At 60.5% G+C, this 14,535-nt stretch carries 15 protein-coding genes and 1 tRNA gene; 6 read left to right on the plus strand and 10 right to left on the minus strand.

Translation table 11 applies throughout. The features are described from left to right. Positions 1 to 10 precede the first annotated feature (10 nt). On the plus strand, positions 11 to 337 hold the full coding sequence (locus LDH74_RS26645) for a TRAM domain-containing protein (RefSeq protein WP_345778551.1): 327 nt from the start codon (positions 11 to 13) through the stop codon (positions 335 to 337). 343 nt (positions 338 to 680) lie between these two features. Here LDH74_RS26645 and LDH74_RS08700 read toward each other — a convergent pair whose 3' ends face one another. The 7 genes from LDH74_RS08700 to LDH74_RS08730 form a co-directional block, all read right to left on the minus strand. Beyond that, complete coding sequence (locus tag LDH74_RS08700; protein WP_226042107.1) at positions 681 to 1,241, minus strand: TATA-box-binding protein; 561 nt, start codon at positions 1,239 to 1,241, stop codon at positions 681 to 683. A gap of 457 nt (positions 1,242 to 1,698) precedes the next feature. After that, positions 1,699 to 2,472, minus strand: coding sequence for an ABC transporter ATP-binding protein (locus LDH74_RS08705; RefSeq protein WP_226042108.1), 774 nt, complete (start codon positions 2,470 to 2,472; stop codon positions 1,699 to 1,701). Next, the gene (locus tag LDH74_RS08710) at positions 2,463 to 3,305 is read right to left on the minus strand and encodes an ABC transporter permease (protein WP_226042109.1); all 843 of its coding nucleotides are present in this window, start codon (positions 3,303 to 3,305) and stop codon (positions 2,463 to 2,465) included. The genes LDH74_RS08705 and LDH74_RS08710 overlap by 10 nt, the downstream gene beginning before the upstream one ends. Then, a complete protein-coding gene (locus tag LDH74_RS08715) occupies positions 3,305 to 4,330 on the minus strand; it encodes an ABC transporter substrate-binding protein (protein ID WP_345778542.1) in 1,026 nt (341 codons plus the stop codon). The genes LDH74_RS08710 and LDH74_RS08715 overlap by 1 nt, the downstream gene beginning before the upstream one ends. A gap of 645 nt (positions 4,331 to 4,975) precedes the next feature. After that, positions 4,976 to 5,050: transfer RNA gene (locus tag LDH74_RS08720), tRNA-Glu, on the minus strand. 161 nt (positions 5,051 to 5,211) lie between these two features. After that, entirely contained in the window at positions 5,212 to 6,579 is a 1,368-nt protein-coding gene (locus tag LDH74_RS08725; protein ID WP_226042111.1) for a nucleotide pyrophosphatase/phosphodiesterase family protein, read from the minus strand. 54 nt (positions 6,580 to 6,633) lie between these two features. Further along, a complete protein-coding gene (locus LDH74_RS08730; RefSeq protein ID WP_226042112.1) occupies positions 6,634 to 7,854 on the minus strand; it encodes an inositol-3-phosphate synthase in 1,221 nt (406 codons plus the stop codon). Positions 7,855 to 8,156: 302 nt separating this feature from the next. Here LDH74_RS08730 and LDH74_RS08735 point away from each other — a divergent pair, with 302 nt between their 5' ends. From LDH74_RS08735 to LDH74_RS08745, 3 genes are all read left to right on the plus strand, one after another. Continuing rightward, positions 8,157 to 8,957, plus strand: a complete 801-nt coding sequence (locus LDH74_RS08735; protein ID WP_226042113.1) for a TatD family hydrolase — start codon at positions 8,157 to 8,159, stop codon at positions 8,955 to 8,957. Position 8,958: 1 nt separating this feature from the next. After that, the gene (locus tag LDH74_RS08740; RefSeq protein WP_226042114.1) at positions 8,959 to 9,789 is read left to right on the plus strand and encodes a sugar phosphate isomerase/epimerase family protein; all 831 of its coding nucleotides are present in this window, start codon (positions 8,959 to 8,961) and stop codon (positions 9,787 to 9,789) included. An 88-nt stretch (positions 9,790 to 9,877) separates the two neighbouring features. Then, a complete protein-coding gene (locus LDH74_RS08745; RefSeq protein WP_345778552.1) occupies positions 9,878 to 10,816 on the plus strand; it encodes a UbiA family prenyltransferase in 939 nt (312 codons plus the stop codon). A gap of 230 nt (positions 10,817 to 11,046) precedes the next feature. Here the strand turns inward: LDH74_RS08745 and LDH74_RS08750 are convergent, their stop codons facing one another. The 3 genes from LDH74_RS08750 to LDH74_RS08760 form a co-directional block, all read right to left on the minus strand. Next, the gene (locus LDH74_RS08750; protein ID WP_226042116.1) at positions 11,047 to 11,346 is read right to left on the minus strand and encodes a HalOD1 output domain-containing protein; all 300 of its coding nucleotides are present in this window, start codon (positions 11,344 to 11,346) and stop codon (positions 11,047 to 11,049) included. 65 nt (positions 11,347 to 11,411) lie between these two features. Then, positions 11,412 to 12,203, minus strand: a complete 792-nt coding sequence (locus tag LDH74_RS08755) for a helix-turn-helix domain-containing protein (protein ID WP_226042117.1) — start codon at positions 12,201 to 12,203, stop codon at positions 11,412 to 11,414. 50 nt (positions 12,204 to 12,253) lie between these two features. Continuing rightward, positions 12,254 to 12,538, minus strand: a complete 285-nt coding sequence (locus tag LDH74_RS08760; protein ID WP_226042118.1) for a winged helix-turn-helix domain-containing protein — start codon at positions 12,536 to 12,538, stop codon at positions 12,254 to 12,256. A gap of 514 nt (positions 12,539 to 13,052) precedes the next feature. Between LDH74_RS08760 and LDH74_RS08765 the strand changes: the two genes are divergently transcribed. Both LDH74_RS08765 and LDH74_RS08770 read left to right on the plus strand, forming a co-directional pair. Beyond that, a complete protein-coding gene (locus LDH74_RS08765) occupies positions 13,053 to 13,709 on the plus strand; it encodes a helix-turn-helix domain-containing protein (protein WP_226042119.1) in 657 nt (218 codons plus the stop codon). A 70-nt stretch (positions 13,710 to 13,779) separates the two neighbouring features. Beyond that, a complete protein-coding gene (locus tag LDH74_RS08770; RefSeq protein WP_226042120.1) occupies positions 13,780 to 14,139 on the plus strand; it encodes a hypothetical protein in 360 nt (119 codons plus the stop codon). The last annotated feature ends 396 nt before the right edge of the window (positions 14,140 to 14,535 follow it).

Genomic DNA, 14,535 nt, shown 5'->3' on the forward strand with positions numbered 1-14,535 from the left:
CGGTTGCGACGTGGGACGCTATCATCCAGGGAAACACGACTCGTTCATCAAGTGTGATACGCCTCGATGTGGGGCAAACAATGCCCCAGAAGGGTCTGCAGAATACGAAACGGACTGTTGGCGGTGTGGGGAGCCCCTCGGCGGGAAACCCGAGCCCGGAGAGAAGGTCACCGTCGATATCGTCGATGAGAAATCCGACGGAACGCTCGTCTGCAAAACCGAGAGTGGATTCGTCCTCTTTCTCGAGGAAGACATTGCAGCGATCGAGGCCACGGTTCGCGTTACCACCGTCGATGAGACGCACGGAGAAGCGGAACTCATCGAAGCGGGATCGTAGCTCATCCGGTAGTCCTCTGGTCGATGATACGTGACGTGCTCACTATGTTTGCAGACGCTCGTCGCGGTAACGCCTTCGTCTGTACGTATCACAGCGGGTTTTGGCCCTCTAGTAGCTGAAAGTCACTGCACACCCAATCGCACGATAGTAGCGCGGTTCGGAGCGAGCGCGGTGAGCGAGAACCGCGGGGACGCGAACGGTGAGCGAAGCGAGCCGTGAGCGAACGCAGTGAGCGAGAACCGCGGACTGTGCAGTCGGTGTGTGAACCGTTCAGTTGTTGCGATAGCTCTCCTGAGATGGGAACCAGTACAAACAACACGGTTCAGCGACGGAAGAAGACGCGTTACTCGAGCAGGCCGAGATCCTCGAGGCGGCTCACGATCACGTCGACGGCCTGATTGGCGTCTTCCACCTTCTTCCCGCCGGTGATTACCAGTTTCCCGGAGCCAAAGAGGAGGGCAACGACTTTCGGCTCATCGAGGCGATACACGAGTCCGGGGAACTGCTCCGGTTCGTATTCGATATTCTCGAGCCCCAGCCCGATGGCGATCGCGTTCAGGTTGAGGTTGCGGCCGAGATCAGCGCTGCTGACGATGTTCTGGACGATAATCTCTGGATCCGCTTCGACCTGGATCTGGAGGTCACGAAGTTCGTCGAAGACGATATTGAGACTCTCGTGGACGGCGTCAGTGCTTTTCGCGCCAGTACAGACGATCTTCCCCGAACGGAAGATCAGTGCGGCGGACTTGGGATTCTGGGTGCGGTAGACGAGACCGGGGAACTGTTCGGGGTCGTAGTCGGCCCCCTCGAGGTCCATTGCGACGCTCTGGAGGTCGAGTTCCTGCCCGATACCGGTCGACGCCACCACGTTTTCGATGTTGATGGATTCCTTCGGGTCAGCCATAAGACGTTCAAAAAGATGTATTTAAAGCTTATAAACCTGCGTACTGACGCTGCTCAGATTGGCATCCGTCTCGGCGTGAACGCGGAGGAATCCCACGGCACCGCACCGCTGGATTGGGAGAGTACGGGTTGCAGTCTTCCACTTGTTCCTGCGGTTGGAATCCGTGGGACAAGTCGTGAAGTAGAAGTCAATATACACCCGATCGCACGACGGGAGCGGGATTCGGAGCGAGTACCGCGAGTGAGAGTCGCGGACTATGCGATCAGTGTGTCATTCGTTTCAGTGGCCACTGTAGTTTTCAGTTGGCTCCGTCCGCTGTAGCCGTGTTCGTCCGCAACCGTATCGAGATCGTCCCGGAGTCGCTCCGTCATCGAAGAGCTCACGAGAGGCATATATTAAAGATGGTAGAAGTAGCGGTCCAGAGTAGTACTATTAATAATACTTTTGCAAGAGGATATCAGTGACTAGTGTCAACTGGACTTCCGAGTTCATTCCTGATTCGCGCGACGTAGTCCACGAAATCGTGAGCCGTTCGGTCACGTGGGCGCTCCAGGTCGATAGAGATGGTCGACTGCACGGTTCCTGGGTCGGCGTCCATGACGACCACGCGATCAGCCAGCGTCACCGCCTCGTCGATGTTGTGCGTGACGAACACGACGGTCTGTCCGGTTTGCGTCCAAATATCGAGCAATTCGGCGTGTAAGCGGTCGCGCGTCCGAGCGTCGACACTGCCGAACGGTTCGTCCATCAACAGGATCTCCGGATCGACGGCGAGGGCACGAGCGATGCCGACGCGCTGCTTCATCCCGCCGGACAGTTCCTTCGGATACGCGTCCTCGAAACCGTCGAGCCCCACCAGGTCGATCAACTCTCGGACCCGTGCCTCGCAGTCGGGGCAATCACACGCAGGCCGGTCGAGGCCAAACCGGATATTCCCGCGGACAGTTCGCCAGGGGAACAGTGCGTACTCCTGAAAGACCATTCCCCTGTCCAACCCGGGACCGGTAACCGGATCTCCGCCGACCAGTATCGACCCACTGTCCGGGTCGTCGAGCCCAGCGATTGCCCGCAACAGCGTGGTCTTCCCACACCCGGACGGACCGACGATACAGCAGAACTCACCCTCCGTAACCGAGAACGAGACATCTGCGAGCGCTTGCGTCGACTCGTACGATCTGCTGACGTTCCGTACAGTGATCTTCTCGCTGGACGGATCCGTACTCAGCGCCATACGAGTACCCTCCGTTCGACGAGCCGGAACCCGACGTCCATACAGAGGAACGCCAGACTGATCAGGAACATGTACGCGACGCTGGTCGCCATCGCGAGGTTGTTCGAGGCGTTGATAATCTCGTAGCCCACACCGGGTGCGCCGAACAACTCGGCGCCGACGACGATCATCCAGCACCGACCGATGCTCGTCCGGAACCCCGTCAACACCTGCGGAGCTGCGCTCGGGAGCGCGACGAGTTTCAGCATCGAGAGATCGCGTTCCACACCGAGCGTCGACGCGACGTCGGTCAACTCGCTCGAGACGCCCTCGACGCCACCGTACGCTCCATAGAAGTTGATCCAGAACGCGCCGACGAAGACGATAAACGCCGCGCCGGTGTGATGGATGCCGAACCAGACGATCGCGAAGACGACCCACGCCAGTGGCGGGATCGGCCGCAGTACTCGGACGAGTGGCCGCAACCAGTCGTAGAGCACTCCGTTCCAGCCCATCGCCAACCCGAGCGAGATCCCACAGCTAGCTCCGAGGAGGAGGCCAGGAACGTAATGGAACAACGTCTCTGCGAGGTGCGCGAGCCCCGTTGGAAGTACCAGTTCCGACCCGAAGAGGGGAACTACAATTGCAGTTGGCGTTGCGAACAGATCGATGAACGCGCGCACCGAATCGACCGGCCCCGGTACCAAATACGACGGCTGGGTCGTCATCGCGCCGACCCACCAGACGAGGAGGAACACGAGCAGACCGCCAAGACCGCGTAGATACCTCCGTACGTCTCCCTCGAATCTGGCCGCGACCACCGTGTCGGAACTGGTATCGGTTTGGCAGCTCATTACTGGATAGCGTCGTAGGGGTCGAACGCGAACAGGTTCTCGGCCGCAATCGGTTCCTCGATGTTTCCGACGTTCGAGACGAACTCACCCATCGTCGCGGTTTGGTCAGTAATCGCGTGTGGGTCCGAGAGGAAATCTGACGCCTGTGAGTCCATGGCCGCCGTAGCGAGATTCTCGCTCACTCCGGACCCGATCACCGACGCAGCATCGGTAGCGGCTGCATCCGGTGAGTCCGTCGTAAACTCGGTTGCCGCCGTATGCTGTTCGACCAATGACTGCGAAACCTCGCTATCGTCGATCACTTGCTGGTTCGCGAACAGCACCGTGACCGGATGGTTTTCAAAAACAGTCCCGGACCAAGCGAGTTCGCCGAAGTCGTCATCCTGGCCGATGATCGTCGCGAACGGCTCTTGGATGATCGTCGCATCGATGTCGCTCGATTGGATCGTCTGGACCGCCTTCGCCGGAGAGACGTTCGACTTGTTGATGGCGGCCTCCATCTCACCGAGGTCGAGGTCCTCCTGAATCCAGTACCGAAGCACGATGTCGGGGACGCTCCCGTCCGGAGGGGCACCGAATCGTATCTTGCGGCCGTGCTCCTGCTCGAAGTGCTCGAACGCGCCTGCCCCTTCCTGTTCGTACAGATCGACGAGCTCGGTTGTCGCCATGATCTTGAAGCCATTTTTCGAGTTTGCCGCGAGAATACCGGCTTCGGTACCCTTATCGACAAGTATCATCGCAGGGGTAATTCCAAAGAACGCAACGTCGACGTCTCCGCTGGCGAAGGCCTTGACGACGTTCGGTCCAGAGCTGAACTGTTCCATAGTGACATCTACGGGGATATCGTCGTAGTACCCCTCTTGTTCCATCACGTAGTGCTGCATATTCGGATAAATAGGGATGTACGCGACAGTCACTGACTCGAGTGAGCCGCCATTTCGACCCAGACAACCTGCCATTCCCGGTACCGTAGCCGCACTTGCGCCTGCCCCCTGGAGCAGTCTTCGTCGCGTGGTTTGGACCATCAGTGTTACTAATAATTTGGACCATTATAATAATTTCTACGATTCCAACTCCCCGGGTTAATAGTGCGGCGAGATGGAGGCAATCTACGAGAGTCGGTGATCGCTCAGTACAGACAACTGGGTCATCGACCCCAGTCCTCGATACCAAAATCGCCTCTCCGGATAACGACTGACGTAATTGTGAACGTCTTAATCAGAGCGTCAAACAGTTGAAAAGACACTTCATACTGACGAACAAATAGATATAATTATCTTCAATATACTAATAAATAGATGGTGGAAGAAGTAGTTCTTGGTCTTGTATTTATCACCGGGTTGAAAGAATCTGAGGTCTCAGATGATCACATCTGGGACATACGCCGTAGGATCAGTTATCGCTTCGATCGCCTTTTTTATATTGGCGTTCTCCCGGAGATACCAATATAGAGACAACGAGCGAGCAAAATGCGAACGTGAGAAAAGGGGTTGTTGCATACCGGTGAAGTACACACCGTTCAGTAGCCTCCGTCTGGGATTTGGACCACGCGAAGACGTTCCTACTCGCTCACTTCGTTCGCTCGCGGACTGCGACTTCTCTGATTCAAATCCCAGAGCGTGCGCGCTTTTCTTCGCTCCACTCCGCGGTGCTACGTTCCGCTTGAAAAGTGCTCCGTCTGGGATTTGAACCCAGGTCATCGGCTCGAAAGGCCGAAATGATTGGCCGGACTACACCAACGGAGCATATCGCTACGCTCTCTGCCCCGAGCATCGACGGACTTCATCCATCTCAGCAACGGAGCCATCTGCCACACGCGCTGTGTGCAACTGGTCGTTGCCGGGGGCTAGTAAAAAGGGTTCCGTTCCGGACTGGAGATGTTATGCTATCACACAGGCATCTAGTTTCACTCAAGATTGTCGGAGTGACCCCCCTCGAGCCCGAGTAACTCCACGATCGTCGGCGTCACGTCCGTCGCGTCGACCGGCCCGTCGCCCTCGAGTTCGGGCGCTGCTGGTCCGCCGAGGCCGAAACAACCGAACGCGGATTCGTCGACGCGACCGTGGGAGCCGCTCACCCGCGAGGCGTCCAGCGAGACGAGCCCCTCGTCGCCGAAGAACAGCTCGCAGGGGTCGAAGCCGGGTTTGGCGTGGATGTCCATCTCGGTCGCGTACGGCGGCGCGTTCGCGCGGTCGTCCCACCAGTAGTACTGGAACCAGGCGTCGGGCTCCGCCACGAGGACGAGGTCGCCCGCGTTCGGATGGTCGATCCCGCGCTCGGCCTTCCCCGAGTCGTCGAGCACCGCGTCGATCCCCTCGAGCCCCGCGAGCGCATCGCGCGCGGCGTCGAGCGCTCCCTCGTCAGCGTAGACGTGTGCGATCTGGTGGTCGACCATCGCGAACGCGTTCGAATCGGGGATGTCGGCGTCGCCGCCCGCGTCCGTCTCGAGCAACTCGGCCTCCCGTAGCGCGCGGTTGGGGAATATCGGTCGATCCACCTCGTGAAACCCGTACTCGCTGACGAGGGTGAGGACCGTCTCGTCCCAGCGGTCCGTGTCGGAGCAATCGGCGAGGAACGTCTCGAGGAGATCGTCGACGGTCTCGAGTGCCGTCGCGAAGGCGTCGCTGTCGGGGCCGTCGCTCTGGCCGGCGTAATCCAAGTGGGGAACGTAAATCCACAGCAGGTCAGGATCGAACCGGTCGATCGCTTCGCTCGCGGCCGCGAGGATCCAGCGGCTCCCCTCTTCGTTCGCTCCGGGACCCCAGTAGTTGTGCAGGGGGAAGTGTCCCAGTTTCTCCCGAAGGTCGTCGTAGAAGCCGTCGGGGTTCGTCCAGCAGTTCATCTCGAGGATGTCGTTGTTCTCGTCCTCGATCGGCGACGGTGTGACCGCCACGTCGGCGCTCGTCCCGATCAGGTGCTGGAAGTTCAGGACGCCGGTAGTCAGCCCGGCCTCGTCGCTCGCGGTCTCCCAGATCCGATCGCGACCGCCGCGGTCGCGCTCCCAGAACTCGGCGGTTTTTCGCTCGCGGTCGTACTCGCCGCTGGAGACGTCGCCGTGCTCGCCGGGACCGCGCCCGGTCGCGAGGGTGGTCTGAGCCGGAACCGTGACCGCCGGAAACGGTGGCCTGAGGTCGGTCACGCGTTCGCTCGGGAAGTGCGACTCGAGCGTCGGCGTACGGTCGGCGTCGATGTGCTGGGGCTGGAGGCCGACGACGTCGAGGACGATCGTTCGGCCGGCCGTCTCGGTCGTTTCGGGAATCGTGGGTGCGGTCATGGGGTCACTTGGGGCGTGTCGGGATGGAACGGAGTCGGTGGGTATCGTTGGGAATCAGCGATGCTCCTCGGCGTAGTCGTACAGTCGATCCAGCTGCCGGGAGAAGTCGTGCTCGTCGACGCCGATGGGGGCCTTGAAGAACGACGCGAGCTGTGGCTGGAGCCCGCCGTCGCCGTGTTCGTCGGCGTGTGAGATCAGCCGCACCAGATCGAGCACGAGCGGCGCGGCCAGCGCTGAGTCCGACCCTTCCCACGTGAACTGCATCTTCATTTCCGTCTCGAGGAAGCCCTCGAAGTGGATGTAGTCCCAGGCCGTCTTCCAGTCGGCCAGGGAAGGCGTGTAGTCGATCCGGACCCGGTTGTGGCCGATGTCGGGGAGGATCGAATCGAGCACGTCGCCCTTGCTCGAGAGCTTGCCGGCGGCGTTTTCCTCGTCCTCGAGAACGAGGCCGTCCTTGTTGCCGAGGATGTTGTGACCTTCCCAGCTCATGACCCGCAGATTGCGGCCGGCGAACATAGGTGCGAGCGCGGACTTGACGAGGGTTTCGCCGGTCTTCGCGTCGCGTCCCATATGCGGAACCTCGTTTTCGGCCGCGAGTTCGCGGACTCCCCCGAGCGCGTCGGCCGTACTCGGTGTAAAGTTGACGAACGGATACCCGCTGGATATCGCGGCGTAGGCGTAGAGGACACTGGCAGGGAGGTCGCGGTCGTCCTCGTCGATCGCTCGCTCGAGCGCGTCGCGCGTGTCGTATCGCTCCGGCTCCGGCAGTTCGGGTTCCGTCGAGGCGACGTTGACGACGACGAGTCGCTCGAGGTCGTGGCTATCGCGGAACGTCTCGTAGTCGTCTCGGATCTGATCGACGACGTCGCGGATCGGCAGGGTCTCGTCCAGCTGTTCGCTGTCATCGGAAACGGCGGCACCGCAGTTGACCGCCGTGCCGACCTCGATCCGCTCGTCGATCGCGACCAGATCGTCTCGAACCGTCTCGAGCGTGTCGGCGTCCGGAACGCCGTTTCGATCGCGCTGGCGTTCGGCCTGCGCGACGAGCGACTCCGGTTCGATGTCGTGCCCGCCGAAGACGAATCCCTCGACTGACGGGAGCTCGAGGCTCGAGACCGGGTCACGCTCGGTGACCATCCCGGTAGTGTCCGTCGCTCCCCTGGCGATGGCGCGAGCGCCGACGATCGACATCGTAGCGACGTTCCCGCGCGCGCCGACGAGCCAGACGCCCGTTCGGTCCGCGTCGTCGACCGCTGGGTCCTCCCCGTGACTCATCGGGTCGCATCCCCTCCCGACGGCTGCTCGGTCCGGACTGCCGACGCACGTTCACCCGACCTCTCCTCGGGATCGATCCACGGCGGGTTCCTCGCTGCCGTCGCTCGGTCGCTCAGGGTCATTCCCACGAATGTGGGGGCCGAACGACTTTCGTTATGACTCGCGTAGCGGGAGTAATACGGTTTTGCCCGCTCGTAACACCGTATTCCGCCGGTGAGAGCTATCGATTCGCCGTCATCAACCTCGGGTTTGGCGATCGAACGACCAGTAGCACCAAACCGTTTCGTCGTCGGACTGCCCGTATGCGGATTATCGATCCTCACATGCACATGGTATCGCGCTCGGCCGACGACTACCGGCGAGCGCGGCGGGCGGGTATCGAGTGCTGTATCGAGCCCGCGTTCTGGAGCGGTCAGGACAAACACCACGCGGGTGCCTTCTTCGACTACTTCGAGCAGATCATCGAGCACGAGACCGACCGCGCCGAGCGGGCCGCCGGGATGGACCACTACGTGACGATCGGTCTCGAGCCGAAGGAAGCGAACTACCGCGAGATGGCCGAGGAAGTGGTCGACCGGATCCCGGAGTACCTCGAGCGCGACCCCGTCGTCGGCGTCGGCGAGATCGGCTTCGATCAGGTGACCGACGACGAGGAGTGGGCGTTCCGTCGCCAACTCGATATCGCGGAAGAGCGCGAACTCCCCGTCATCGTTCACACGCCTCACACGGACAAGCCCGCTGGCACCGAACGAATCGTCGAGATCATCGAGGAGATGGGCGTCACGCAGGAGCGGATCATCATCGATCACAACACGGAGAATACGATCGATATCTCGACGCGGACGGATTGCTGGATCGGCTTCACGCTCTATCCGGGCAAGATCGAGACCGAGTCGGCGATCGACCTGCTCGAGGAGTACGGCACCGACAACGTGATCTTCAACAGCGCCGCGGACTGGGACCCCTCGGATCCGCTGGCGGTGCCGAAGGCTCGCGACCGAATGCTCGACCGGGGCTGGGACCGCGAGGAGGTCCGAAAGGTCGTCTTCGAGAATCCCTACGAGTTCTTCGACCAGTCGCCGAACTTCGACTACGAGGCCTGAGATGCGCTTTGGCTTCTCCACCAACGCCTTCCGGGAGTACCAACTCGAGGACGCGATCGAGGCCATCGCCGACGCGGGCTACGAGGGCGTCGAACTGCTGCTCGACGAGCCCCACCTCTACCCGCCGACCGCGACCGACGAGGAGCGCGACCGCGTCGCAGAGGTGCTCGAGCGACACGACATCGCCGTCAGCAACGGTAACGCCTTCATGCTGACCGCGATAGAGGACTTTCACCATCCGTCCTACATCGAGCCCGACGAGGAGTACCGTCAGCGGCGGATCGACTACACCCTCGCGGCGCTCGAGACCGCGGCCGACCTCGGACTTCCCTACATCTCGATCGAACCCGGCGGGCCGATTCCCGACGGAAAGTCGCGCGAGTGGGCGATGGACACCTTCGTCGACAGCCTCGAGCAAGTCATCCCGACGGCCGAGGCGGTCGGCGTCGACCTCCTCGTCGAGCCCGAGCCCGACCTGCTGATCGAGACGAGCGAGGAGTTCCTCGCCCTGCTCGAGCGGGTCGACTCCGAGCGCGTGAAGTGCAACTTCGACGCCGGCCACTTCTACTGCGTCGGCGAGGATCCGGCCGAACTCGTCGAGCCGCTCTGGGAGCACACGAGTCACTACCACCTCGAGGACATCCCGGCCGATCGGACACACGAACACACCCAGCTCGGCGACGGCGCGATGGACATCGACGCCTTCCTCGGCGAACTCGCGGACCGCGGCTACGACGGCTTCGTCACCGTCGAACTCTACCCCTACGAGGAGACGCCGATCGAGACCGCACGGGAGGCGATGGCCTCCCTCGAGGAACGCGGGTGGGCGTAGGGTGGCCGGCGGGCTGTCGTCGGACCGAAACGGGAACGCGGGGTCGAACGCAGACGCAGAGGCGGACGCAGACGCGGAGGCGAACGAAATCGACGGCGAGAGCGAAACCAAACCCGAACGCAGTCTGCGGGCAACCCTCGGCGCGGTCGGCGAACTGGTCCGTGTGCCGAACCTCTTCACCGCGCCGCCGGATGTGATCCTCGGAGCCGCACTGGTGGGCGTTGCCGGCTCCGATTTCGTCCCAGCCACTGTCGCCGGACTCGCGATCGGTTCCGTCTGCCTCTACGCCGGGGGAACGACCCTCAACGACGCGTTCGACGCGCCTATGGACGCTCGAGATCGACCCGAACGCCCGATACCCTCCCGTCGCGTGTCCCGACGCGTCGCGTTCGGACTCGGATTCGCGCTGCTGTTCGTCGCCGTCGGGATCGCGTTCATCGTCGCCGGCGGCCCCGCTGCCGCGGCCGCCGGACTGGTCGCCGTCGCCATCGTCGCCTACGACGGGCTCCTGAAGGGATCCGCGGCCGGCTTCCTCGCGATGGGTGCGACGCGCGGGCTGAACGTCGTACTGGGCACGACCGCAGCGGGGGGTGTGGTCCTCGGGTTTCCGCTCCGACTGCTCGCCGTTCCCGCGGTCGTCACCGGCTACATCACCGCCGTCACGTTCATGGCGGCTCGAGAGACCGAGGGCGGCAACCGGGCTGCCGTGGCGGTCGCCGTTGCGGGTGCGGTTGCAGCGGTGCTCACCGTCGGCTGGTTCCTCGTGAGTGGGAGTCCGACCGCGCTCGAGGCGATAGTCGCGACCGCGTTCGCCGTCGCCTTCTGCTGGTGGGTCGGTCGGCCCCTGCGAGCCGCGTACGCCGATCCGGTACCGAGTACAGTCGGCCCGGCGGTCGGGGCGTGCGTCCTCGGGCTCGTGCTACTCGACGCGGCCTTCGCCACCGCGGCCGGAGTTCGGTGGGGACTCGCTGCCGGCGTCTTTCTCGTTCCGGCGGTGGGTCTCTCGCACGTCTTCGACGTGACGTGACTACCCACATGTGGTGGTACGGGATGAGGGAGCATCGCGACCGACCGAGTCGGTTGGGGAGGGAGTGGAAATTCCTCGTGGCCACGTGAGCAGGAAACCTGTGTCGCAATAGAACCTTAAAGAAGCAGTCGTTGATAGTACGATTTCTTTATTCAGAATCGGCGCGAAACTGAAATAGCCGATTTGGTCACTACGTGTGCGAACTGCTCGCGAGGAGATCGGTAGCGACCTCACTGGCGAGTAATCGTCAACTCCTCACCATCGATCTGCACCCGATAGTCGTCTACTAGGAACGATAGGTTGACGAGTTCTTCGGCAGCGACAAGCGTGTCTAACGCTTCGGGATCGACGTAATCGTACAGTGTGGTACCGAGAACATCGGAGAGTTCCACCGGATCGACCTCTTCGAGTGTTCCGAGGGCAGTGATCGTGGCCATACTTGCCGCTGTATCCGACCAATCGTACGTTCGGCGGAATACTGGCTCGCGTGCATCGACAGATTGATCGGCACCTTCTCGGTCTGCGGCCATACTCTTTGTATGGGATCGAGAAATAAGAGTGTAGTGTGATTTTCTGAGTGAACCGTCGAGTAGCCTTACGACGGCTGGTTCCCGCTGAGTCGCCAGGTGAAAATCGCCCGCAGGACGACGACGAGACTGTTTCGCTCACCGGCACCCCATATCGCCGTCTCCTCGATCTCTTCGCTAGTGGACATATCGTCCACGAGCGCGCTCACGAGCGCCGTTTCTTCGTCCGTGATCAGCAGGTTTCCAGCGGGCGTCTCCTCCCATTCCCAGAGGGTCTCGAACAGTTCAGCTTCCGGTATCGTCTCCTGAATACGTTCCTCGACTTCTTCGGAGATCCCCGCCAAGTAAATCTCGACACCACGCTCTGCGGCAGCCCGAAGCCTGTCGAGGTGTTCGTCGGTGACCAAGTCGTCGATAGTCATGTAGACGAGCTGCTCGTCAGCGTCGGCGATGAACTCATCAATGCGGGATGACACCGCCTCCCGTCCAGTGACCGTCCAGACGCCGAACTGTTCGCGTTGTGGCTGGGCGGGGCCGATCTCCTCGAGAGACTCCGCGAGTCCGGTAATCGTGTTCTCGCGTTTGATGTTGAGCATTCGGATGAGCGTCTCCTCGGAGGTCACGGTGAATTTTCGCGGTGTCGTGTGCTGGATGTCGATGAGTCCCAACTCGTGGAGTCGCTCCGCCGATTCGTACACGCGAGTCCGGGGGACACCGTTGATTCGCGTGATGTCCTGTGCGGTTCCAGTCCCGAGCCGTATGAGGTTGATCAGTGTTTGAGCCTCGTACTGGGACAGCCCAAGGTCTTGCAATCGCTCCAGCGCCTCGGCTTCGGCCTGCTCCTCTTCAAAACTCACCATAGTAACTAGTGACCTGTCGAGGACAAAAGGCAACCGCCGTTTCGAGTCCCCTATTCTAACTCTTCGGTGACGAATTGGAGCACCCTCTCGACGCGCCCGTTCGGGCTATACCGGATCGTTTTCGTACGCGGGTCGTACTCGATCAAATTTGCCTCCTCGAGTTTTGGGAGATGGATGTGGTGTACGTCGACCAGAAGGGAGTCAGCGTGAGTTGCAGCGGTCTCCGAAGAGGGGATCTCGGGAGAGATGCGATCGACGAGGGTATCCGCCGGAACCGTGGTCGCCTCGCTGTCGATCAACTGGGTGAGGATTGATCGCCGACATGGATCTGCCACTACCCGTAATGCTGTTTCGGTCGTGACAGTTTGGGTTTCCTGGCTCATTGACGGATCTCATAGCAAAAACAGGGGGCTTACGGATAACTCCCTCATTCACCCGAAAAATCACATTCGGACAGACGCAAGATCGAGTAGTAACACCGGAACAAGCTGGTGATACACGCATCCCTGTACTGATCACTGTCCTCGAGGACGGGATTCGCGGACACGCTACTCGGTAAGTAATGTGCGAACCGAACACCGAAATTTCTGGTACGTATGGGCCAGGTTCGTCAAGTCGTGCGAGATACACAGCGCGTGTCGATCCTTCCATCTTCTCGGTCTTCGATGTTACGTATAGAGGGAGTTGGTAACGACCTCGGATACCGTAGCAGTGATCCCACTGTTTGGGTCAAGATGCACCTAGTACCGATTCTTAGGCCGAGAGATTACGCGCTCGGGTACAGTGGCATCACGAGAACGGTAGTTGATCAGTAGCAGACCTTTACACTGGAAGCCAACGGTACGGACGATGGCTACTGAGGCGACGTTCACGGTTCCGTCAGACCAGTTCCCCTTGGGGACAGTGTTCCACCAACTGCCGAACGTGACGGTCAAACTGGAGCGACTTATCCCCGCACGGGACGTGGTGATACCCTACTTCTGGGTTCGGGGAGCCGAAGTTGACGACATCGAGAACGCGTTCACTGAGCACCCGGGCGTGAAGGATATTCGGCTCGTTGACTCTGTTGAGGACGAGTACCTGTTACGCGTCGAGTGGGCGCTGGACTACGACGACGTGATGACCGTACTGGGGGAGACGGAGGTTCCACTGATCGAGGCCACCGGTACAAACCAACAGTGGACGTTCGAACTCCGCGGTGATAACCGAAGTGACATTGCCGCCTTTCAACAACGTTGTCTAGAGCGGGATATTCCGATAACGTTGACGGAGTTACACGCACTGACGCCGGTTGAGACGGCGACCGAAGCCGCCCTCACTGACACCCAGCAAGAGGCGCTGGTGCTTGCCTACGAGCACGGGTACTTCGAGTCCCCCCGCGAGGTCACGTTGGAAGCCCTCGGCGAGGAACTCGGCATCTCACAGCAGGCCGTCGGCTCCCGCATCCGAGGGGGGACCAAGCACGTCCTCGGGAGCACGCTCCCCGCCCTGACAGTCCGATCCTGATCAGGGGCTTAAAGCTGGTTTGTATATGAAAAAGTCAGCGTGATTTCCGTTGGCCATCTGCATTCGTATAATGAGTAAGGATTCTATCGCCTTCGACTCGGTACTCGACCTGTGTCAACACCAGCACCGTCGGATCCTACTTGGGGCGTTCACAGAAGAACAGCGGTCGTTAACGCTCAATGACCTTACGAAAATCGTCCTCAAGTACAACCATCAAACGCCAATTACAGAGGTGGCTGAGGATGTGCTAACAAAGATTCGGCACTCGTTATATCATGTCCACCTCCCGAAGTTGGTCTCGGAAGGACTCATAAACTATGAGCCAGAACGCCAACTCGTGGAACCGACCGAGCAATTTGATCAGGTGCAGCCGACCCTGTCTACGATCCTTGATGCCGATCCCTCGCTCGAAGCGCCGATTAAACTGTAGTGTCAATCAACCGCTCTCAATCCTCGTTCACCCGGATCGCTTCAATGAAAGAGTGAGGACGAAAACAATACAGCTTATTTAGCACAAATTGATTGGAACAAATGATAGAGGGTCGCTGAATTCATCCTCCGTACTCAGCACGCTGTTTTTGCCAGCTATTGGATAGGTAGATAGCCGCTCCGGGAAGGCCTTGATCTGTACTTGCCGCAAGTTGCACGGGTTTTTCTAAATAAAGAAAGCGTGTTACGATCTACTTGAAAGAGCTGTTCATACTGGTGACAGGGAATCTCCACGCCCTCCTCAGCCGGTTCACTCGCTCCGTCTGCTCACGGCCGCGAAACGGCCGTTCGCACGGTGTGCGGGACCGGCGGTCCCGCACTACTCGTGACGACCTCG

The organism is Natrinema sp. DC36 (genome assembly GCF_020405225.1).
GTDB lineage: Archaea > Halobacteriota > Halobacteria > Halobacteriales > Natrialbaceae > Natrinema.